The following is a 21,328-nucleotide window of genomic DNA, read 5'->3' on the forward strand; positions in this document are numbered from 1 at the left end:
AATATTGATCCCTGATTGTTTTTACTATATCATATTCGCAACAGCCGCAATCGGGGAACCGTTACACTTTATTTCATATAAATTCCTTCAATTTCTGCGATGTACATGGTATGATAGTCCTTTTCCGGATACCATTTCGCATCGTCAGCAGCATCGGTGAAGCATTCAGGCTTCAGGGGCTGGGCATAGAGCTTGCGGCAGAGGAAGACGGTATTGGCGTCCTGAAAGCAGGGAACATCCTCCTGATAACAGAGCTTCAGACCGGATTTCGCGATTTTGTCCTCGTCCCTGCCGGATACGGTGCCGAAATAGTTTAAGGCTTTGCGGTGTTCCTCCCCGAGCACGGACAGGGAAAAGTGTGAGGACGCATCTACAAATTCCTTTGTATAGCGCTGGGGACGGATAAAGATGTAGGCTACAGGCCTGCCCCACAGGATGCCAAGGCCTCCCCAGGATGCGGTCATCGTGTTCACCTTTCCATCTTTTTTTGCGGTGATCAGCAGCCATTCCTTGCCTATGGTTTGGAAGGGGCTTTTTTGATATTCTTCGGGTGTTATTTTTGTGAAATGATCCATGATCAATACCTCCGTTATTTGAATGGTTTTCGTGTCTATTATAGCAGATTCGGATGGGCATGGCTATAGGTGCGATAAACCCAAAGCGCAGCGCACAAAAGCCGCATAAAATATCTTGCCGATTGGCATTCCAAATGGTATCCTTACTAATGAGGAACGCAAGCCACGAATGGCAGGACCTTCAGTATAATAAGAACAGGAGTAAGAATTGTATGCTTCCGCAGAAATTTACAGAACGAATGCAGGATATGCTTGGGGAGGAATATCCGGCGTTTCTTGAGAGTTATAAAGAGGACCGGATACAGGGGCTGCGTGTGAATACGCTGAAGGGGACAGCGGCGGATTTTCTTACGAGGGCTCCGTTTTCTTTGGAACCGATTCCGTGGAGCCAAAGCGGATTTTATTATGACAGCGCAAGCCAGCCGGGGAAACACCCCTATCATGAGGCGGGGGTCTATTATATACAGGAGCCCAGCGCGATGGCAGCTGTTATACAGCTGGATATACAACCGGGACAGCGTGTGCTGGATCTGTGCGCGGCTCCGGGCGGAAAGAGCACCCAGATCGCGGCGGCCATGGAAGGCAGCGGAATCCTGATCAGCAACGAGATACATCCGGCCAGGGCGAAGATCCTGTCGGAGAATGTGGAGCGGATGGGGATTGTAAACGCAGTAGTCACAAATGAGAGCCCGGACAGGCTGGCGGAGCGCTTTACGGATTATTTTGACCGGATACTGGTGGATGCGCCGTGCTCGGGCGAGGGAATGTTCCGCAAGAATCCGGAGGCGTGTGAGCAGTGGAGCGAGGCGAATGTAAAGCTGTGCGCGGCGAGACAGGATGAGATACTGGACTACGCCGCGGGCATGCTAGAGCCCGGCGGCAGGATGGTGTATTCCACCTGCACCTTTGCACCGGAAGAAGATGAAGGTACGGCCTGCAGATTTCTAAGGCGCCATGGGGAGTTTTCGCTGGCCTGTGCTAACCGGTGGCCGGGGTTTGATCCGGGTTGCCCGGAATGGGCGGACGGCCCGGCAGAAGGGCTGGAACAGACCGTTAGGCTGTGGCCTCATCATGTGAGGGGAGAGGGACATTTTATCGCTGTTTTTGAAAAGACGGGGGGAGACGCGCCAGGGATGCCGGAGGCGGCTTCCGCTTTTAAGGAGGGGATGCCGGAGACAGATTTTCCGGATTATCTGGGGTTTAAGAGGCAGTATCTTCAGTATGCGCCGGAAGGCATCTGCCTGACGTTTGGAGATCAGCTGTATCTGGTGCCTCAAACCACCCCCTCGCTTAAGGGGCTTAAGGTGCTGCGGCCTGGACTGCATCTGGGAACTCTTAAAAAGAACCGGTTTGAACCTTCCCATGCGCTGGCTCTGTCGATGAGAGCCGGTCAGGCGGCGAATATTTTGAATCTGGAGAGCGCAGATAAGAGGACAACAGCCTATATAAACGGGGAAGCCATACCGGCCTGCGAGGGGCGGGGATGGTACCTGATCACCGTTGACGGCTATAGCCTGGGCTGGGGAAAGCTCTCAGGCGCGATTATGAAGAACCATTATCCAAAAGGGCTTAGGAAAAACCTGCTCCGTTCGGTCAAATAAATTGGCCGGTAACAAGGGGCTTTGCACTATTTTAGTGTGGCAGCCCCTTGTTACCGGCCGGTTTATTTGATTCCAATAAGAAAACACGAACTATTGAACAAAAAGCGCTCCGTTAAGGATCGCACTGTGAGCGGGATTCTTATTCATACTTTCTCGTAGTGCTCTACGTCCAGAACAAAGATGGTAGCTCCGCCCACATCCACGGTGACGGGAACGAAGTTGGCACCTGCGATATTTGTAGTTGCTCCGGTATAGGGAATATTGTAATTGATGTGCTGGCGTTCACCGCACTCCTTGCGTATCACCGCGATCGCTTCCTGCACGCGTTCCGCTTCCGTACCGATGATCAGAGTGGTGTTGCCCTTTCTAAGAAAACCGCCGGTAGTGGCCAGCTTTGTAACGCTGAACTGCTTCTTGGTGAGCTCTTCTGTGACGATATTGCCATCCTCGCTGTGGACAATCGCATAGATCATTTTCATAATCGTTACCTTCTTTCCGCTTTTAATGACTGTTTTATTCAATATGATTGATAATAGTATACCATTTATAAGGCGGTGAAACAAGTAAATATTATGTTAATGCGGCAAAAAGTAAGACCTTTGTCTGACAGCACATCCGCTTACAACAGTCTTTTCAGATCACTGATTTCCGATTCGCCGAATACACGGATTCCATGGCTTTTTAGGAGTGCGGCGGTTATGCCGTCCCCATAAGTCAGGGCGCCGGAAAAGGTGCCGTCATAAATCCTGCCGGACCCGCAGGACGGGCTCCTTTCCTTGAGGATTGCGTAATGACAGGAATACAGCCTGGCCAGCTTTAGCGCTTCACAGGCTCCCGTTTGAAAGGCAGTGGTCACATCGTTTCCCTCATCAGTGATTACCCGTCCGCTCCTGCATTCTGCGGGAGGGCGCGGCGTGGGCAGCCCGCCCAGCTGTTCCGGGCAAATGGGAATCAGGCTGTGTGCAGTCATCAGTTTGAGGAGCTCTTCTCTAAGCCCTCCGGTGCCGTTATAGCGGCAGTTAACGCCCAGCAGACAGGCGCTTACCAGTATGTTCATTGTTTGCACCTCCTAATGCATCTGTGAAGCCGGCAGCATGTCCAGAAAACGGCGGCCCGCTTCCGACTGCGGGCGCGTATGGTCGGTCACCGCACAGATATAGCGGGATGGAATCTGTTCCCTAAGGTCGATTTTAAAGATGTTTCCTCTGGCCAGTTCTTCGGCGGCAAAGCCTTCGGGAACAAAGCCGATGCCCAGATTGCGCTTCACCACCGGCACCACCAGATCTGTGGTGGCCAGTTCCACATCGGGACTTAGCAGGCAGCCGCAGGTGGAGAAAAAATGATTCAGAAACTGCCTGGTGGAAGTGAAGGATTCCAGACAGATCATCGGATAGCCGGTGAGCTCCTGCAGGGAAACCGGCCGGCCTTCGAGTTCCTTAAACTGTGTGCCCGCCACCGCGATATCCTGAAAACAGCTCAGATTCTGCACCGTGAAACGGGATTCCGCACTCATGGGAGAAGTAATGACGGCAAAGTCAATCATGCCTTCTTTTAGGGCCTCCAGGGCCCGGGGAGTGGTATAGGTGGAGATCTGGAGCTTAACGCCCGGGTATTCGCTGTGAAAACGCTCCAGGCAGGGCAGCAGGAAGTTGTGCATGGTCATCTCGCTGGAGCCGATGCGGATATTTCCCTCCGACATGCTGCGGTAGCTTTCGAGCTCTTTTTCCGCCGCGAAAAGCTGATCGCAGGCCCGGGACACATACTGATAGAGTATACGGCCCTCCGGCGTCAGAGAGACGCCCTTTTTGGAGCGGTCAAAGAGCCGGCAGCCGGTTTCGGCCTCCAGGTTCTGTATACAGCGGCTGACGGTAGGCTGGGACAGAAATAAGAGATCCGCGGCAAATGTGATATTCTGGTATTTGGCCACATAATAAAATATCTTGTAATGATCGAAGTTTACGGACATCTTTGTTACCTCCGCCTCTATCATAGCACAGATTTCAGCTGCAGATACAGTCATATATAAAAAAGGTCATTTTTCCCGTCTGATTTTTCACCCGAAAGGTATGATCCCTTTCACCGCGCCGTATCATCCCCTGATGCTCATAGAACGGATAGTTACAGCTGGTATCGGTAAACAGAAAGAATTCGCTGATTCCCTGACCGCGCATATATTCGGACGCCTTTTGAAACAGTTGTCTGCCGATGCCTTTGCCTCGGTATTTTTCATTGACTGCGAAAAAAGCCAGTTCGCCCTGATAATTCCTGCCGCATTGCTTTAACAGGTCTTTGTCAATGCCGTTCACACAGCCGAATAGTTTGGCGACGGCGCGGCCTTCGCGGGAGAGATACAGGGATATGACGGCAGCGGTCATCTTTGCGCGCAGATACAGCGGACAGCGGTGCTGCTTTATGCTGCGGGCCATAATGATGCCGGCCGGCACGCCGTCGATTAAGGCCACCTGTGTATAGGTCTGGTTCGCCAGACAGCTGCTAAGATAAACCTTTGCCAGCCTCGCCGCCGTTTTCGGACTGCAGAGCGCATCGTAATGCCAGGTCATTCTCACGATGTCTTCCAGCACGGCGCTGTCCTGTTCACGGTATTCTCTGAAATAGGTCCCTTTCCGGATTCGGTGCACCCGCGGGCGGTAGAGGCCGAAAGAGAATTGTTTTAACAGATCCTGATAAGAGCTGACAGAGAATTTATTGGAGGTTGACAGGATATCATAGTTGTCCCGCTTATCCGCAATTCTGTAACCAGTCTCGTAAAATCCGTTTTTTTTGTAAAAGTTGATCCGGCGCAGACGCTGCGGGAAGTTATCCGCTGCTTCGTCCGCCGGTTCCACGTTTAACAGGATAGTCTTGCCGGGATTGAGGGCTTTTAACTCCCGCAAAATGGCGCTGCCGTACCCCTTAGAGCGCATACGGTCATTGACCGCCAGATACAGGACAAATACCGCTTCCCTGTTCTGCACGGTATAGGTCATGCCGCAGAAAGCGCTGCCGTCATAATAGGCGGTGAACCTGGCGCAGGACCGCCTGGCCCACAGTAGCAGCAGCTTCATGGGAATTTGTTCATTCTTAGGAAAAGCCCTGTCTTTTAACGCCTTTACTTCCTGAAAGTCCTGCATGGATGAATGGATGGTTTTATGTGTCAGATGCATGGGTATCCTCCTCCTTCTCTTGCCTTTGTCCTTGGTGTATATTATAATAAACCGTACAGTTACTGAACAGTCAAGGGGGAATTGAATATGCCGGCAGCAAAAAAAACTTTATTTACAATTGGGCAGTTTGCCGCCCTGCACGGAATCAATAAAAAGACACTGATGTGGTATGACGAGATCGGGCTGTTTAGGCCGGCGGCCATAGATGAAGAGAACGGATACAGATATTATAATTACTATCAGAGCTCGCTGCTGGAAACGATTCTGATGCTCCGCGATCTGAATGTGCCGCTGAATGAGATACGGGCCTTTATGGAAAACCGTTCCGCTGTCGGCATGGAGCAGCTGATGCAGGCCCAGATCGGGGAGGCAGACCGCAGCATAGCACGGCTGAAGGCGATACGCAGGACGCTGTCCCTTAATCGGCAGGATATGCTTTCACTTCTTAATCTGGATGTATCTGAAATCAGCGTTGTGGAGAAAAAACAGGAATATTTGGTGACTGTGGAGACAGCTCCCGGCCTGCCGTTTGAAAAAGAGATAGAGATGATGGTGGGTGAAATAAAAAAATACAACCTGCCCCGCATGTATAATGCCTCATACGGCTCCATGATCGCCGCAGCGGATCTGTATGCGGGAAAGTTTGAGAATTACACAAAGCTTTTTATGAAGATCCCGCATGCCCTGCCATCCAGGGGACTTCACAGACAGCCAGGAGGAACCTATCTTAGGGCTTACTGCAAAGGCAGCTGGGACAAACTTCCCGCCCGCTACGAACAGCTGCTTCATTATGCGGACAAACAGGGATTAACACTGACCGGGTGGGCTTATGAGATGGGGATCAATGAGACAGTCATTGATACGATGGAGGATTATATCACAAGGATTGAGATCCCTGTAATCATTTCCTGACGGAAAGGGGAAGAGAAAATCTCATTGTATTTGTTTTTTACATATTGACAAAAATCGATATAAGGTGTATTGCTATATCGAAAAATATAGATGTGAGGTAAAGAACATGAGAAATCATTCAGAGGATGCAAAGGTATTTAAAGCCTTTTGTGATGTAAACCGCCTCCGGATTTTGGAAATGCTGAGTACCGGCGAAAAATGTGCCTGCAAATTGTTGGATGAACTGCAGATCGGCCAGTCCACACTGTCTCACCATATGAAAATACTTTGTGAATCAGGAGTGGTAGTCGGCCGGAAAGAAGGAAAATGGACGTATTATTCCATAAGTGAAAGCGGCAGTAAATATGCAGGAGAATTGCTGAAAATACTGACTTGCCGATACCAGGACGAGGATAGCGTTTCCAGCGGCTGCGGACAATAGAGAGGGGGATTTATGGAAGCGATAAGATCCATATGGCTGTTTTTCCAGGATCAGATTCTTGGAATGAAATGGCTTAATGCATTAATCGGAAAAGGTCTTGAGACGCTCGGCCTGGATTTGGATGGTATTGCCGGCGGAGGCTTACAGTTTTTTATTTATGATACAATCAAAATATTCGTATTGCTTTCGGTTTTAATCTTTCTTATTTCATATATTCAGAGTTATTTTCCGCCGGAGCGCACCAGAAAAATTCTGGGACGTTTTAGCGGTATTGCGGCGAATTCAGCGGCAGCATTGCTGGGAACGGTCACCCCATTCTGTTCCTGCTCATCTATTCCTATTTTTATGGGCTTTACAAGTGCGGGCCTGCCTGTCGGGGTCACGTTCTCGTTTCTGATTTCGTCCTCTATGGTTGATCTGGGTTCGCTTGTACTGTTAATGAGTATCTTTGGCTGGCAGATTGCCGCCTATGGAGTAATGTCTACTCCGGCATTAGTGGTTGATGGCAGGGTAGTTGCTTACGGGAGAGTTCTCAAGGCAGAGGAAGTGGTTGAAATATTACGGGCGCGGGTTTTAGGTTTCAGTAAAAGTACGGCGCACATCCAATAAAAGGATGTGCGCCGTATTTGACTCTTTTTACAAATAAAAAAAAGCGCGAGACGGGATTCGAACCCGCGACCCTCGCCTTGGCAAGGCGATACTCCACCACTGAGCCACTCGCGCATCTGCTCTGTTCTTGAGCACATGCATTATAATACTATAAGGATGGGGTTTTGTCAACTGCTTTTTAAAAAAAAATTCAGTAAAAATCAGTGTACATTTCACGGGCGGCGATCAAGCAGTAACATGGCTGTTACTTTTCACAGATGCAGACCTGTGTTATACTTTAGACATACATGCAGGAAAGGAAGCGAAGCAGAAATGAAAGTATTACTGATAAACGGCAGCCCCCATGCGAGGGGATGCACCTATACCGCATTAGCGGAGGCGGAAAAGGTGCTGAAGGAAGAGGGGATAGAAACAGAGATCGTCTCCATCGGCACTGCGCCCATTCGGGGCTGCATCGCATGCGGAAAGTGCAGGCAGCTTGAAAACCGCTGTGTCTTTGACGATGATATTGTAAACCGCATTATCATTAAAGCGGAGGATGCGGCCGGATTCATCTTTGGATCGCCTGTGTACTATGCTTCTGCCAACGGCGCAATGACGGCATTGATGGACCGCCTGTTTTATGCGGGAAAGGTATTTGCCCATAAGCCGGGGGCGTGCGTCGTATCCGCCAGGAGAGCCGGGACGACGGCAGCGCTGGATCAGCTGAATAAATATCTGATGATCTCCGGCATGCCGGTGGTATCTTCCCAATATTGGAACATGGTTCATGGGAACACGCCGGAGGAAGTCGCACAGGATCTGGAAGGGCTGCAGATCATGCGTACTCTGGGAAGAAACATGGCCTGGCTGCTAAAATCCATTGAGGCGGGCCGGCAGGCGGGGATTGAGCCGCCTGTGCCTGAGGCATTTGAGCGGACGAATTTTATACGGTAACAGACGAAAGGGAAGACTCGTGAGGCCTTCCCTTTCAATCTATTCCGCACTTCTCACATCGAATCCCTTTTCACGCAGCATGCGGACGACTTTCTTAAAGTTATCTGTTTCCACCCGGATATAGACTTCCTGCAGCCCCATCACATCGGTATCTCTGGAAACGACATTTTTGATATTGCCGCCGGCTTTCGCTATGTTCTTGGCAATCTGCGCCAGAGTCCCCTTAAAATCATAGGTATATATGGTCAGCGCGTTCCCCTTGTCACCGAAGAGCTTCTGGTATTCCTTAAAGATCGCCTGATGGGTTACGATACCCAGAAGTTCATTGTGCTTATCCGTGATCGGAATAAAACGTATTTTTGAGGTGATAAATATGGCGGCGGCTTCCTCGATGGTTACATTTTTATCGATGGTCATGATCTGTGTCTTTATGAATTCCTTTACTTTCTTTTTCAGAAAGTCTTCCTTTGTCCCCTCATATTCCCGGAAATAGTACTCATATACATACTGCTTGGACAAAACACCGACAAAATCCTTGCCATCCACGACGGGCAGGGACAGCAGGCGGTTGTTCTCAATTAAGCTCAATGCAGCGTCAAGCGTATCATTGACGGATATGCAGTGCAGCTGGTTGGACGGCACCATAATGGCTTTTACTAACATGTGGCTTTTTCCTCCTTAAATCTGTATTTACGGTCTGTGGTATGTAGATACTTCTATTATACACGAAATATGAAAAATATAACAGTAAAATGGAAGAAAAGTCTGAAATCTGAATTAATTATAAAAATTATATGAAGTGCATTGACAAAAAATTTGATTGGAATATAATAAAAAAAGTTCCCATCAGAAATAATTAACAATGTTAACTATTTCTGATGTTAAGTAATTGGACGGCCTCGGCCGCCCGGCTGGGGGTGAAGAAGTGGATGAACAGACTGCGAAGGAATTGCTGACAGCATTGGGCAAATTCCGGCAGATGAACAGGAAACACCGGATCGTCGGTGATATTCCGCAGGCGGAGTTCTACATTTTAGGAGCGATTAAAGAGAAACTGATGGAAAAGCGTGAGAGCGGAGAGGAAGAGCCGGCCGTTATGGTTTCGGAGATCGCAGGTCTCATGAATATGAGAATGCCGGCAGTGTCAAGAGTGCTGGGTTCCATGGAGAGGAAGGGATTGATTGAGCGGATCATGAGCCCGAATGACCGCAGAGTCGTGTATCTGAAGCTGACACCTGCGGGGGAAGGCATGCTTAAATGTGTGATGAACCATTCGGTGGAGATGATGATGCGCGTGATGGAACAGATGGGCGAAGAGGATGTGAAGGAATTTACAAGGCTTTTGACGAAGCTTTATGACATCATATCGGCAATGTGATGTCCCGGCCTTTTATAACAGCCTGTTTACATGACATTAGAGAGGAGTTCAAAGGAGTATAGTATGGTTAAGATTATCAAGTTTGCAAAAGAATCTTGGTTAGCGATTGTGGCAATTCTGGCCCTGCTGGTGATACAGGCAAACTGTGAGCTGGCGCTGCCCCAGTACACCTCTGACATCGTGGATGTGGGCATCCAGTCCGGCGGTATTGAAACAGCCGCTCCGGAAGCAGTCAGGGCATCCACACTGGAGCATATGAAGCTGTTTTTGACCGATGAAGAGGCCGCCCGGATGGAGGCTGACTATAAGCTGGTCTCTAAGGACAGCATGACGGAGAACGATTACAGCGCATATGTAAAGAAATATCCGGCTGCAGCAGCGGAGGACATCTATGTGAGAAATCACCTCTCCCAAGAGGAGCTGGAGGAGCTTGGCACGCTCATGACTCCTGCGGAAATGATGATGCTGCTGTTTTCATCGGACGGCGCAGAAGCGGTGCAGATGAGAGATGCGATGCTGTCAGGGATGGGCATGGACCCGGCGGCTGTGGATAATATCTTCGAGGTGCTCATGATGCTGCCGCAGGAAGCGATGGATCAGATGAAGGCGGGCATACAGGAAGAGATGCAGGGCGTTTCCGATACCATGGCAAAGCAGATGGCGGTGAGCTTTGTGAAGTCGGAATACATCGCACTGGGAGTGGATGTGGATCACTATCAGATGAACTATCTGGGAAAGACCGGCGTGAAGATGCTTGGCCTGGCACTGCTTGGCATGGTGGTCAGCGTTCTGGTGGGACTTTTGGCAGCCAGGGCGGCGGCAAGGACCGGCCGTGACCTGCGCAACCGGGTTTTCCATAAGGTGATCGGTTTTTCCAACGGTGAGATGGATAAATTCTCCACCGCTTCCCTGATTACAAGAAGCACCAACGATATTCAGCAGATCCAGATGGTGACGGTAATGCTTCTAAGGATGGTTGCATATGCGCCCATCATCGGAATCGGAGGCATTATTAAGGTGCTGCAGACAAACACCTCGATGACCTGGATTATCGCCGTAGCGGTGGGAACCATCTTCTGCCTGGTGATGGTGCTGATGGCGGTGGCGATGCCGAAGTTTAAGATGATGCAGAAGCTGGTGGACCGGCTGAATCTGGTGGCCAGGGAAATCCTGACCGGTATCCCTGTAATCCGCGCCTTCAGCAGAGAGAAGCACGAAGAAGAGCGCTTTGATGCCGCCAATAAGGATTTGATGAAGACGCAGCTGTTTACCAACAGAGCCATGTCTTTTATGATGCCGGCAATGATGCTGATTATGAACGGCATTACGGTTTTGATTGTCTGGGTCGGCGCCCACGGCATAGATCTGGGAAATCTGCAGGTTGGCGATATGATGGCGTTTATCACTTATACGATGCAGATTGTCATGGCATTTTTAATGATCACGATGATTTCCATAATGCTTCCCAGAGCTGCGGTATCTGCGGAACGTATTGATGAAATACTGAAAACAGATCCGGAAATCCGCGATAAGCAGAACGCCAGGGCGGTTCCTCTTAAAGGGAAAGGGGAGATCCGTTTCAACCATGTGTCCTTCCGTTACCCCAATGCGGATGAAGATGTGCTGGAGGATATCGACTTCACGGCAAAACCGGGGGAGACGACGGCCATCATCGGCAGTACCGGCAGCGGTAAATCCACATTGGTACAGCTGATCCCCAGGCTCTATGATGTGACGAAGGGCAGCATTACGATGGACGGCGTGGATATCCGCGATCTGACCCAGCACGATCTAAGAGAAGAAATCGGCTATGTGCCGCAGAAAGGCGTGCTGTTCTCGGGAACCATCGCCTCAAACTTAAGATTCGGAGCAGAGGACGCTGCGGATCAGCAGATCGCTGAAGCGGCGAGAATCGCTCAGGCGGCTGATTTCATTGAAGAAAAACCGGAGAAGTATGACAGCCCCATCGCACAGGGCGGAACCAACGTATCCGGCGGCCAGAAGCAGAGGCTTTCCATCGCACGGGCCATTGCCAAAAATCCGAAGGTCTACGTATTTGACGACAGTTTTTCCGCTCTGGACTACAAGACGGATATAGCGCTGCGCAAGGCGTTAAAGAGCGCGGTGGCGGAGAGCACGGTAATCATTGTGGCACAGAGAATCAGCACGATCATCCATGCGGAGAAGATCCTGGTGCTGGATGAAGGCAGGATTGTGGGAATGGGAACTCATGAGGAGCTGTTAAAGGACAATGAGGTATACCGCCAGATCGCCATGAGCCAGTTATCCGCAAAGGAGCTGGAAGGTAAGACCGGAGTAGACGAAGCGAAGGAGGTAGACTGATATGGCAGAGACAAGACCGATGCGCAGAGGCCACGGCCCCATGGGCGGCGGAAGAGGAATGATGCCCGGAGAAAAGGCCAAGGATTTTAAAGGAACGATCCGGAAACTGTTAAAGCATGTCGGCAAATATAAGATTGCTGTGATCTTCGTGATGATCTTCGCCGCAGGCAGCACCGTATTTTCCATCATAGGGCCGAAAGTGCTGGGCAAAGCCACCACACAGATATTTAACGGTCTGGTGGATAAGGTAAACGGAGGCGCAGGCATTGATTTTGAAGCGATCGGCAGGATACTTCTGATACTGCTCGGCCTGTATGTGGTCAGCGCGGTACTGTCCTGGGCGCAGCACTGGATCATGACCGGCGTGACTCAGAAGATGACCTTCCGGTTTCGGAAGGACCTGTCCGAGAAGATCAACCGGTTGCCCATGAATTATTATGATACGAGAACCTACGGTGAAGTCCTCTCCAGAATCACCAACGATGTGGATACGCTGGGACAGAGCTTAAACCAGAGCATCACGACACTGATTACATCCATCACCACGCTGGTGGGCGTATTTATCATGATGATCAGTATCAGCCCGCTGATGACACTGGTAGCCCTCTTAATCCTGCCGATATCCGCGGCGCTGATCGGCTTCATCGTAAAGCATTCCCAGAAATATTTCAAGGATCAGCAGGAATACCTTGGACATGTAAACGGCCAGGTGGAGGAAGTGTACGGCGGACACAATGTGGTGAAGCTTTTTAACCGCGAGGCCGCTGTATCCAAAGAATTTGAAGATACGAATGAAATCCTGTATCAGTCCGCCTGGAAATCCCAGTTTTTGTCCGGCATGATGCAGCCGATCATGTCCTTTGTGGGCAACCTGGGCTATGTGGCGGTAGCGGCGCTCGGCGGATATTTAAACATCAAGAAAGTGATTGAGGTCGGAGATATCCAGTCCTTTATCCAGTATGTGCGCCAGTTCACCCAGCCGGTGACGCAGATCGCGCAGGTTTCCAACATGCTGCAGTCCACGGCAGCCGCGGCTGAGCGTGTGTTTGAATTTTTAGAAGAGCCGGAAGAGGATCAGGAAGCGGCCGAGCACGCAATGCTGCAAGAGACGGTTACCCGCGAGGACGGCACAAGAGAAACGGTAAAGAGAAATGTGACGGCGAAGGATATTGTCGGAGAGGTACGTTTTGACCATGTTCATTTCGGCTATTATCCGGATAAGATCATCATCAATGATTTCAGTGCGGATATAAAGCCCGGGCAGAAGATTGCTATCGTCGGTCCAACCGGCGCAGGCAAGACCACGATGGTGAAGCTGCTGATGAGATTTTACGATGTCAACAGCGGCGCGATCCTGCTGGACGGCCACAACATCAAAGATTTTGACAGAAGACAGCTAAGGGAAGCCTTCGGCATGGTGCTTCAGGACACCTGGCTGTTTAAAGGAACAATCATGGAGAACATCCGGTATGGAAGGCTTAATGCGACGGATGAGGAAGTGATCCAGGCAGCCAAAGCGGCACACGCCCATCATTTCATCCAGACGCTGCCCGGAGGCTATCAGATGGAGCTCAACGAAGAAGCGAGCAACGTATCCCAGGGCCAGAAGCAGCTGCTGACCATCGCGAGAGCGATACTGGCGGACAATAAAGTATTGATCCTGGATGAAGCGACCAGTTCCGTCGACACCAGAACCGAGATCCGGATACAGAAAGCCATGGACAATCTGATGAAAGGCCGCACCAGTTTCATCATAGCCCACCGGCTCTCCACGATCCGCGACGCCGACCTGATTCTGGTAATGAAAGACGGAGATATCATCGAGCAAGGCAATCACGAAGACTTAATGAAACAGAACGGATTTTACGCAGGGCTGTATAATTCACAATTTGAAGAAACCGCATGAGCAGTGCGGGAATAGAACGATGGAAGGGGACGCTGTGCTCGCACAAGCGTCCCCTTCCATCGTTCTATTCCCATAGTGCGAAGCACTACAGCGAGATGGAGCGCAGCGGAATCGAGCGCACTGCGGGCCAGCGGGCAGCCACCAGTTCCCGCACCAACAGTGCGTTTTCCACTACCAATCCCGCCCCCCTCATGCTATAATACCTAAAAACCCCGAAACAAAAAGGAGCCATCCCCATGCCTTCAATCTCACCCTCACCCTCACCCCAATCCCTCCTGACCTCCTGTACCCTCTGTCCCCGCCTCTGCCGCGTCGACCGCACCGCCGGCCGGACAGGCCGCTGCCACGCATCGGCCGATCTCACCGTCGCCAGAGCCGCGCTCCACATGTGGGAAGAACCCTGCATCACCGGCGAGGGCGGTTCCGGCACCGTCTTCTTTTCCGGCTGCGGCCTTGGCTGCATCTACTGTCAGAACCAGGCCATATCCGGCGGGAAATCCGGGAAAATCATCAGCACAGAGCGCCTTGGCGAAATATTTCTGGAACTGCAGCAAAAGGGCGCGGAAAACATCAATTTGGTGACGCCTACCCATTATACTCCTAAGGTCATCGAAGCGGTGTCCCGCGCGAAAGAGCAGGGCCTTAGCATACCCATCGTCTGTAACCTGGGAGGATACGAGCGTCCCGAAACACTCCGCCTGTACGAAGGCATCGTGGACGTATGGCTTCCGGACTTTAAATACATGTCGGAACAGGCGGGCAGGGACTATTCAGGCGCGCCGGACTATTCCGTCTGGGCCAGGCTTTCTCTCGCAGAGATGGTGCGGCAGCAGCCCGTGCCGGTCTTTGACGGCCGGGGCATCATGCGCCGCGGAGTGATCGTGCGCCATCTGCTGCTTCCGGGAGGCCTGGCTGATTCAAAAAAGGTCGTGGAATATCTGTACCGAACTTATGGGGATACTATATACATCAGCATCATGAACCAATACACACCGGTAAAGCATTTTGAACATTTCCCGGAGTTAAACCGACGCGTGGCAGAGAAGGAATATGATGAACTGGTGGATTACGCCATCAGCCTGGGTGTGGAGAACGGATTTATCCAGGAAGGCGGGACCGCATCAGAAAGCTTTATACCGGAATTTGACAATGAAGGAGTATGAATATGAAAGTAAAAAAAGAACTGATCCTGTACTATCATCCTCTGGAAGAAGCCGGAGCGCGCAGAGCCTTTGCCGTCTTTGAGCGCCTTGGTATACCGGCCGTCCTTGTGAACAGACAGGATATCACCCAGCAGATCGGCTGTCTGGCCGGCCTTCCCGGTTTTGGAAAGAAACCGGTGCCGGATGAACTGCCAGAGATCCGTGAAGAGGTGATGGTGCTAAGCGACATCGGGGGAGCCCGGCTGGACGATCTTCTGGCGGCCTTAAAAGAGGCGCAGATACCCAGGATAGAATTGAAAGCGGTGGTGACGGATACCAATAAGAAGTGGAAGTTTTACCAGCTGTACGAAGAACTGCGCAAGGAAAACTTCCTCATGCGCACCAGGAGGCCGCAGTAAAACAGAAAAATTTTCCTATTTAAAAAAGAATCCCGCTCGCGGGATTCTCCGCCTGCGGCGGGTCGCTTTAGCGACATGATTCCGCTGCGCCGCAGTGCGATCCACGCGGAGCGTTTTTCTTACATAGGAGTACTTTCCTATGTAAGAAAAAAGCAGCGATGCCATCGGGAAAAATCCCGACGGCATCGTCTTGTTAAATACTATAATGGACCCGAAGGGATTCGAACCCTCGGTCTCTGCGTTGCGAACGCAGCGCTTTCCCAGCTAAGCTACGAGCCCATATGTTGTTATGTATTTGATAAGAATCATCAAAAATGGAGGCAAGGGGGCTCGAACCCCTGACCCCTTGCGTGTGATGCAAGTGCTCTCCCGGCTGAGCTATGTCTCCACCGACTATTTTAGCACAGCTGTTTAAAATGTCAACAAAAATTTATAAAAAGTAAATTGCAACATTACTGTTCACGTTACTATTCACAGCTGCCGTAAACGTCCCGCGCATGTCGGTACAGAGTATGCTCCTCATAGGGACACGCTCTCGCTCCGTGAAGCTCGCAGCGGTTCTAATGCTGCAAACTACGCAGCAAAAGAACCGGCGGGCTTCAAGGGATCCCAATGAGGACCATACTCTGTACCGACATGCGCTGCTTTATCGGCAGTCATGAACAATAACCTGTTCACAGTTATCGAAAAATTCCCGCGTGTGAACAGTAACATTGTAACAGTACAGACGGCGCATCTGATATTTTAGTTGCTCAATACATCAAGAACGCTTATAATAGCAGATATACGGATTTAACAGGAGGATGGAAAGTATGCTGGAACAGTTAAAAAAAGAAGTGCTGGAAGCAAATCTGGAGCTCCCTAAGAGAGGGCTGGTTACCTATACATGGGGAAATGTCAGCGGCATAGACAGAGAGGCCGGACTGATAGTGATAAAGCCCAGCGGTGTGCCATATGATGAATTAAAGCTTGAGGATCTGGTGGTGCTGGATCTGGACGGAAACAAGGTGGAGGGGGAATTAAATCCTTCATCGGATACGCCCACGCATCTGGTGCTCTACCGCGCGTTTGAGGAATTGGGTGGTATCGTACATACGCATTCCACCTATGCCACTTCCTGGGCGCAGGCCGGCAAGGGGCTTCCTGCCTATGGGACGACCCATGCGGATTATTTTTACGGTGAGGTGCCCTGTACCAGACTGATGACGAAAGAGGAAATAGGCACGGATTATGAGAAAAATACGGGCCTTGTGATCTGTGAAACCTTCGGCAGAAAGGGGGTAAACCCCATCCATGTGCCGGGCGTGCTCACCGTGAACCACGGGCCGTTTTCCTGGGGTAAGACACCGGCGGAGGCTGTGCACAACGCGGTGGTGCTGGAGGAAATATGTAAGATGGGTCTGTTTACCAGGATGATCAATCCGGAGATACCGCAGATCAGCCAGGCGATTTTGGATAAACATTTTCTGCGCAAGCATGGGGAGAATGCATACTACGGCCAGAAGAAATGATGTCGGACTGACAGGAGATGTGCGCAGGCAGTAAGATGGGGAAAGCTTTGCAAAGGGGGAGCCTATGATCAAAACAATATGCTGGATCGGACTGGCAGTGATAGCCGTTATATTCATACTGATGCTGATTCAGGATTTTATGCGAAAGGACGGCCCGGCTGCGAAAGAAGCGTCGAAACCGGAGACGGAGGGATCGGCGGTGAAGGGAGCCAGGCGGGCGGAACAGATGATAAAGCTGGATGCCATGGAGGCAACAGGGCAGCCTTCTGCGGATCAGGAAGAGGATTAGCGCCAGACAAGCGTGCGAAAAAAACTGCGGTACCGCATACAGGTAAACGGCACCGCAGTTTTTGCCATGTTTTAACATCCTTTATTTTTGCTGTAGATGATCCGGAGACCTTTGAGAGAAAGTGTTTCGTCATAGATAATATTGTGGCGGCAATGTGGGATAATAAACGGAGCGAGCCCGCCGGTGGCCACCACAGACGGCTTTGCCTGCAGCGTTTCCTCCATCCGCTCAAGCATCCCGTCCACCATGGCTGCGCTGCCGAATACGGCTCCGCTTTTCATACAGTCCACAGTGTTTTTCCCGATGACGTATTTCGGGGGATCCAGGCTGATGCGCGGCAGCTGCGAAGTACTGCTGGTGAGAGAATCCACGGATATGCGTATGCCGGGAGCAATGGCACCGCCGAGGTAGACGCCGTTTTGGTCAATGACGGAAAAGGCGGTGGCGGTACCCATATCTATGATGATCAGCGGCAGGGGGTACTCTTTTACTGCGGCTACCGCATCCACTACGAGATCACTGCCCAGCTGCGCCGGGTTATCAATTTTGATATTCAGCCCTGTCTTGACTCCGGGGCCAACGACCATGACGCTTTTATGGGTGAGCTTTTCCACCGATTTGCGCATGAGACCGGTTAATGGAGGCACAACAGAGGAGAGGATCCCGCCCTCCAGGCTTTCGGCCGGTATATTGTAAAGCTCCAGAATATTCTTGATGGTGATGGCATACTCCAGATCTGTCTTGGACTGACTGGTGGAGATATGCTCCACAAAATAAGTCCGGCAGGCGTCAATGCATCCGATGGTGATGCTGCTGTTGCCGATATCAATTGCGATTATCATAAACTACCTCCGAAAATATTTGAAAACTCCTGTATTTGTGATAGAATAACAGAGAGTATCTGTCTCCCATTATAACAGAGTGAGTAAGGAAGTAAAGACGAATGAAAAATATATTGAAGATAATCACAAACCGGCTGATTATTGTCGGGCTGGCTCTTTTGCTGCAGCTGACATGGGTTGTTATTTCCATGTATAAGGTGAGTGCTTATTCCAACGCAGTCGGTATACTGATGGTGGTTTTGGGAATTGTGGTGGTGATGCGGATTGTCAGCAAGAATGACAATCCGGCTTATAAGCTGGCCTGGAGCACGCTGATTTTGGCAGTTCCTGTATTTGGTGTGACGCTCTATCTGCTCTTCGGCAGAAAAAACGCACAGAAGTCCATGCGTGTAAAGGGAGATCGTATTCATAAGATACTTCAGCCGGAGCTCACTCAGGATGCGGAGGTTTTTGACCGGCTTCTTGACGCAGACAGCAGCGTAGCAAAACAGAGCCGCTATATCAGCAGCAGCACGGGTTTCCCTGTGTATCAGAATACCACGGCGGAATACTTTCCGATCGGAGAAGCGTATTTTGAAGCACTGAAGCGGGAACTGCTGGCCGCGAAGCATTTTATCTTCATGGAATATTTTATCGTCGAATGCGGGGAAATGTGGGATTCTATCCTGGATATTCTTATTCAGAAGGCCAAAGAAGGCGTGGAAGTCAGATTCATGTACGATGATATGGGATGTATCATGATTCTGCCATCCAGATATGAGGAGAAACTTAAAGCATACGGCATAGAAACCAGGGTGTTTAATCCCTTTGTTCCGTTTCTGTCCATGGTCATGAACAACCGGGACCACAGAAAGATTGCGGTGATCGACGGACACACGGGCTTTACCGGCGGCATCAATCTGGCTGATGAGTATATCAATGTGAAAGTGGTGCACGGCCACTGGAAGGATACCGGAATCATGCTGAAGGGAGAAGGCGTCTGGAGTCTGACTGCGATGTTTCTGGAAATGTGGAATACGGTGAAGGCTACGGATACCGACTTTATAAAATACCGTCCCATCCGGCCGGAAGGCGCCGCTTTTGCCACGGACGGCTTCATACAGCCTTATGGGGATTCACCGCTCGATACGGAATGTGTCGGGGAAAGCGTTTATCTGAATATCATCAACAGAGCGAGGCGCTATGTCTATATCTTTACACCGTATCTGATCACCGATAATGAAATGGTCACCGCGCTGACGCTGGCGGCCAAGTCGGGTGTGGACGTGCGCATTGTAACGCCGCACATACCGGATAAAAAATTCGTGTTTCTGCTCACCAGATCCTATTATCCGCAGCTGCTGAAAGCGGGAGTCCGCATTATGGAGTATACGCCCGGCTTTATACATGCCAAATGTTTCCTGTGCGATGATGAGCTGGGTACGGTGGGCACCATCAATATGGATTACCGCAGCCTCTATCTGCATTTCGAATGCGGCGTGTTAATGTACCGGTGCCAGGCGCTGGAACAGATGAAGAAGGATTTCATGGAAACCTTTGATGCCAGCACTGAAATCACAAATGAATTCTGCGATGCCACACCCTGGTATACCAGAGCCATGCAGGTGGTGCTGAAACTGTTTGCGCCGCTGTTTTAAGGATGGCCGACCATAATAAAGAATCAACTGGAGGAACTGTTTTTATGCCAACAATTACGGAAGAAATACAAAAAAGGCGCACTTTCGCTATTATATCCCACCCGGATGCGGGTAAAACGACACTGACAGAGAAACTGCTGCTGTACGGAGGCGCGATTAATCTGGCCGGTTCGGTTAAGGGCAAAAAGACACAGCGCCATGCGGTTTCAGACTGGATGGAGATAGAGAAAGAGAGGGGGATATCGGTGACCTCTTCTGTGATGCAGTTTCATTATGACGATTACTGCATCAACATTCTGGACACACCGGGCCACCAGGATTTCTCGGAGGACACCTACCGCACGCTGATGGCGGCGGATTCCGCGGTTATGGTCATCGATGCGTCCAAAGGTGTGGAGCCGCAGACCATCAAGCTGTTTAAGGTCTGTGTGATGCGCCATATCCCCATATTTACATTTATCAATAAGATGGATCGGGAAGCGAACGATCCCTTTGAGCTGATGGACGAGATTGAAAATGTGCTGGGAATCAGCACCTGTCCGATTAACTGGCCCATTGGCTGCGGCAAGAATTTTAAAGGCGTTTATGACAGAAACACACATCATATCACCACTTTTGTGGCGGCAGCCAACGGAACCAGAGAGGTGGATTCCACCGAGGTGGATGTGAAGGATCCCCAGGTGGAATGGCTGATCGGCGGCGACTATCAGAAGCAGCTGATGGATGATATAGACCTTTTAGACGGCGCGGGCCAGGAATTTGACATGGATGCGGTCAGCGCCGGAGAACTGTCACCGGTGTTTTTCGGCTCCGCCCTCACGAATTTCGGCGTGGAAACCTTTTTAAAACATTTTCTGTCCATGACCACATCGCCGCTTCCGAGAAAAGCGGATGTGGGCATCATAGATCCGATGACGGAAGAGTTCTCGGCCTTTGTATTTAAGATACAGGCCAATATGAACAAGGCCCATAGGGACCGTATCGCGTTCATGCGCATCTGCTCCGGCAAATTCGAAGCCGGCATGGAAGTTAACCATGTACAGGGAGGTAAGAAAATCCGCCTGTCCCAGCCGCAGCAGCTGATGGCGCAGGAGAGAAAGATCGTGGAGGAAGCCTATGCCGGCGACATCATCGGAGTGTTTGATCCGGGCATCTTTTCCATCGGCGATACGATCTGCATGCCGAACAAAAAATTTGAATATGAGGGAATCCCTACCTTCGCGCCGGAGCATTTTGCCAGGGTGCGCCAGGTGGATACGATGAAGAGAAAGCAGTTTATCAAGGGTGTGAGCCAGATTGCGCTGGAGGGCGCGATCCAGATCTTCCAGGAGTATAACACCGGCATGGAGGAGATCATCGTAGGAGTGGTGGGCGAGCTGCAGTTCGATGTGCTGCTGTACCGCCTAAGCAACGAGTATAATGTGGAAGTCAAGCTGGAAAAGCTGCCCTACGAGCACATCCGCTGGATTGAGAATAAAGAGATCGATGTGAACAAGATCCAGGGCACTTCCGACATGAAGCGCATCAAGGATCTGAAAGATAACGCCCTGCTTCTGTTTGTAAACAGCTGGAGCGTGGGCATGGTGCTGGATCGAAACCCCGGACTAAAACTGGCGGAATTCGGCCGCTGGTAGAAAAGGAGC

The 21,328-nt window shown here is 50.7% G+C and carries 20 protein-coding genes, 3 tRNA genes and 1 pseudogene; 14 read left to right on the top strand and 10 right to left on the bottom strand.

The window, feature by feature from the left end:
* Positions 1-68: 68 nt before the first annotated feature.
* Positions 69-575: a flavin reductase family protein gene (locus tag DWZ56_RS07280; protein WP_118555729.1), complete on the bottom strand. Its 507-nt coding sequence runs from the start codon at positions 573-575 to the stop codon at positions 69-71.
* A gap of 212 nt (positions 576-787) precedes the next feature.
* Between DWZ56_RS07280 and DWZ56_RS07285 the strand changes: the two genes are divergently transcribed.
* Positions 788-2,176: an RsmF rRNA methyltransferase first C-terminal domain-containing protein gene (locus DWZ56_RS07285; RefSeq protein ID WP_118555730.1), complete on the top strand. Its 1,389-nt coding sequence runs from the start codon at positions 788-790 to the stop codon at positions 2,174-2,176.
* A 143-nt stretch (positions 2,177-2,319) separates the two neighbouring features.
* Here the strand turns inward: DWZ56_RS07285 and DWZ56_RS07290 are convergent, their stop codons facing one another.
* The 4 genes from DWZ56_RS07290 to DWZ56_RS23440 all read right to left on the bottom strand — a co-directional run bounded on the left by DWZ56_RS07290 (position 2,320) and on the right by DWZ56_RS23440 (position 5,340).
* Complete coding sequence (locus tag DWZ56_RS07290; protein WP_118555731.1) at positions 2,320-2,655, bottom strand: cyclic-di-AMP receptor; 336 nt, start codon at positions 2,653-2,655, stop codon at positions 2,320-2,322.
* 140 nt (positions 2,656-2,795) lie between these two features.
* Positions 2,796-3,233 carry a DUF523 domain-containing protein gene (locus tag DWZ56_RS07295; protein WP_118555732.1) on the bottom strand — a complete coding sequence of 146 codons (438 nt, stop codon included), beginning with the start codon at positions 3,231-3,233 and terminating at the stop codon, positions 2,796-2,798.
* A 12-nt stretch (positions 3,234-3,245) separates the two neighbouring features.
* Complete coding sequence (locus DWZ56_RS07300; protein WP_158584490.1) at positions 3,246-4,142, bottom strand: LysR family transcriptional regulator; 897 nt, start codon at positions 4,140-4,142, stop codon at positions 3,246-3,248.
* Positions 4,143-4,176: 34 nt separating this feature from the next.
* Complete coding sequence (locus DWZ56_RS23440; protein ID WP_118555734.1) at positions 4,177-5,340, bottom strand: GNAT family N-acetyltransferase; 1,164 nt, start codon at positions 5,338-5,340, stop codon at positions 4,177-4,179.
* Between the two features lie 87 nt (positions 5,341-5,427).
* Here DWZ56_RS23440 and DWZ56_RS07310 point away from each other — a divergent pair, with 87 nt between their 5' ends.
* The 3 genes and pseudogenes from DWZ56_RS07310 to DWZ56_RS07320 form a co-directional block, all read left to right on the top strand.
* A complete protein-coding gene (locus tag DWZ56_RS07310) occupies positions 5,428-6,252 on the top strand; it encodes a MerR family transcriptional regulator (RefSeq protein WP_118555735.1) in 825 nt (274 codons plus the stop codon).
* 106 nt (positions 6,253-6,358) lie between these two features.
* Positions 6,359-6,673, top strand: a complete 315-nt coding sequence (locus DWZ56_RS07315) for an ArsR/SmtB family transcription factor (RefSeq protein WP_118555736.1) — start codon at positions 6,359-6,361, stop codon at positions 6,671-6,673.
* Positions 6,674-6,685: 12 nt separating this feature from the next.
* Positions 6,686-7,228: pseudogene (locus DWZ56_RS07320) on the top strand (permease); the annotation flags it as partial.
* 96 nt (positions 7,229-7,324) lie between these two features.
* Here DWZ56_RS07320 and DWZ56_RS07325 read toward each other — a convergent pair.
* Positions 7,325-7,396: transfer RNA gene (locus DWZ56_RS07325), tRNA-Gly, on the bottom strand.
* A 198-nt stretch (positions 7,397-7,594) separates the two neighbouring features.
* Between DWZ56_RS07325 and DWZ56_RS07330 the strand changes: the two genes are divergently transcribed.
* Entirely contained in the window at positions 7,595-8,218 is a 624-nt protein-coding gene (locus tag DWZ56_RS07330) for a flavodoxin family protein (RefSeq protein ID WP_118555738.1), read from the top strand.
* A gap of 39 nt (positions 8,219-8,257) precedes the next feature.
* Here the strand turns inward: DWZ56_RS07330 and DWZ56_RS07335 are convergent, their stop codons facing one another.
* Positions 8,258-8,881 (bottom strand): CBS domain-containing protein, encoded by a 624-nt coding sequence (locus DWZ56_RS07335; RefSeq protein WP_118555739.1) that lies wholly within the window; start codon positions 8,879-8,881, stop codon positions 8,258-8,260.
* A gap of 262 nt (positions 8,882-9,143) precedes the next feature.
* On the opposite strand from DWZ56_RS07335, the gene DWZ56_RS07340 reads away from it, so the two are divergent.
* From DWZ56_RS07340 to DWZ56_RS07360, 5 genes are all read left to right on the top strand, one after another.
* A complete protein-coding gene (locus DWZ56_RS07340) occupies positions 9,144-9,596 on the top strand; it encodes a MarR family winged helix-turn-helix transcriptional regulator (RefSeq protein WP_118555740.1) in 453 nt (150 codons plus the stop codon).
* 63 nt (positions 9,597-9,659) lie between these two features.
* Positions 9,660-11,939, top strand: a complete 2,280-nt coding sequence (locus DWZ56_RS07345; RefSeq protein ID WP_118555741.1) for an ABC transporter ATP-binding protein — start codon at positions 9,660-9,662, stop codon at positions 11,937-11,939.
* Position 11,940: 1 nt separating this feature from the next.
* Positions 11,941-13,845: an ABC transporter ATP-binding protein gene (locus DWZ56_RS07350; protein WP_118555742.1), complete on the top strand. Its 1,905-nt coding sequence runs from the start codon at positions 11,941-11,943 to the stop codon at positions 13,843-13,845.
* A gap of 236 nt (positions 13,846-14,081) precedes the next feature.
* On the top strand, positions 14,082-15,008 hold the full coding sequence (locus DWZ56_RS07355) for a radical SAM protein (protein ID WP_118555743.1): 927 nt from the start codon (positions 14,082-14,084) through the stop codon (positions 15,006-15,008).
* A 2-nt stretch (positions 15,009-15,010) separates the two neighbouring features.
* Positions 15,011-15,406, top strand: coding sequence for a DUF3783 domain-containing protein (locus DWZ56_RS07360; RefSeq protein ID WP_158584491.1), 396 nt, complete (start codon positions 15,011-15,013; stop codon positions 15,404-15,406).
* 206 nt (positions 15,407-15,612) lie between these two features.
* Here DWZ56_RS07360 and DWZ56_RS07365 read toward each other — a convergent pair.
* Positions 15,613-15,685, bottom strand: a tRNA-Ala gene (locus DWZ56_RS07365).
* Between the two features lie 36 nt (positions 15,686-15,721).
* Positions 15,722-15,794, bottom strand: a tRNA-Val gene (locus tag DWZ56_RS07370).
* 424 nt (positions 15,795-16,218) lie between these two features.
* Between DWZ56_RS07370 and DWZ56_RS07375 the strand changes: the two genes are divergently transcribed.
* Positions 16,219-16,917: an L-ribulose-5-phosphate 4-epimerase gene (locus tag DWZ56_RS07375; protein WP_118555745.1), complete on the top strand. Its 699-nt coding sequence runs from the start codon at positions 16,219-16,221 to the stop codon at positions 16,915-16,917.
* Positions 16,918-16,981: 64 nt separating this feature from the next.
* Positions 16,982-17,206 (top strand): hypothetical protein, encoded by a 225-nt coding sequence (locus tag DWZ56_RS07380; protein ID WP_118555746.1) that lies wholly within the window; start codon positions 16,982-16,984, stop codon positions 17,204-17,206.
* 71 nt (positions 17,207-17,277) lie between these two features.
* Here DWZ56_RS07380 and DWZ56_RS07385 read toward each other — a convergent pair whose 3' ends face one another.
* The gene (locus DWZ56_RS07385) at positions 17,278-18,048 is read right to left on the bottom strand and encodes a type III pantothenate kinase (RefSeq protein ID WP_118555747.1); all 771 of its coding nucleotides are present in this window, start codon (positions 18,046-18,048) and stop codon (positions 17,278-17,280) included.
* 101 nt (positions 18,049-18,149) lie between these two features.
* Here DWZ56_RS07385 and cls point away from each other — a divergent pair, with 101 nt between their 5' ends.
* Positions 18,150-19,685 (top strand): cardiolipin synthase, encoded by a 1,536-nt coding sequence (gene cls, locus DWZ56_RS07390; protein ID WP_118555748.1) that lies wholly within the window; start codon positions 18,150-18,152, stop codon positions 19,683-19,685.
* 44 nt (positions 19,686-19,729) lie between these two features.
* Positions 19,730-21,319 carry a peptide chain release factor 3 gene (locus tag DWZ56_RS07395; protein WP_118555749.1) on the top strand — a complete coding sequence of 530 codons (1,590 nt, stop codon included), beginning with the start codon at positions 19,730-19,732 and terminating at the stop codon, positions 21,317-21,319.
* Positions 21,320-21,328 lie beyond the last annotated feature (9 nt).

Source organism: Lachnotalea sp. AF33-28 (assembly GCF_003477885.1).
GTDB lineage: Bacteria > Bacillota > Clostridia > Lachnospirales > Lachnospiraceae > AF33-28.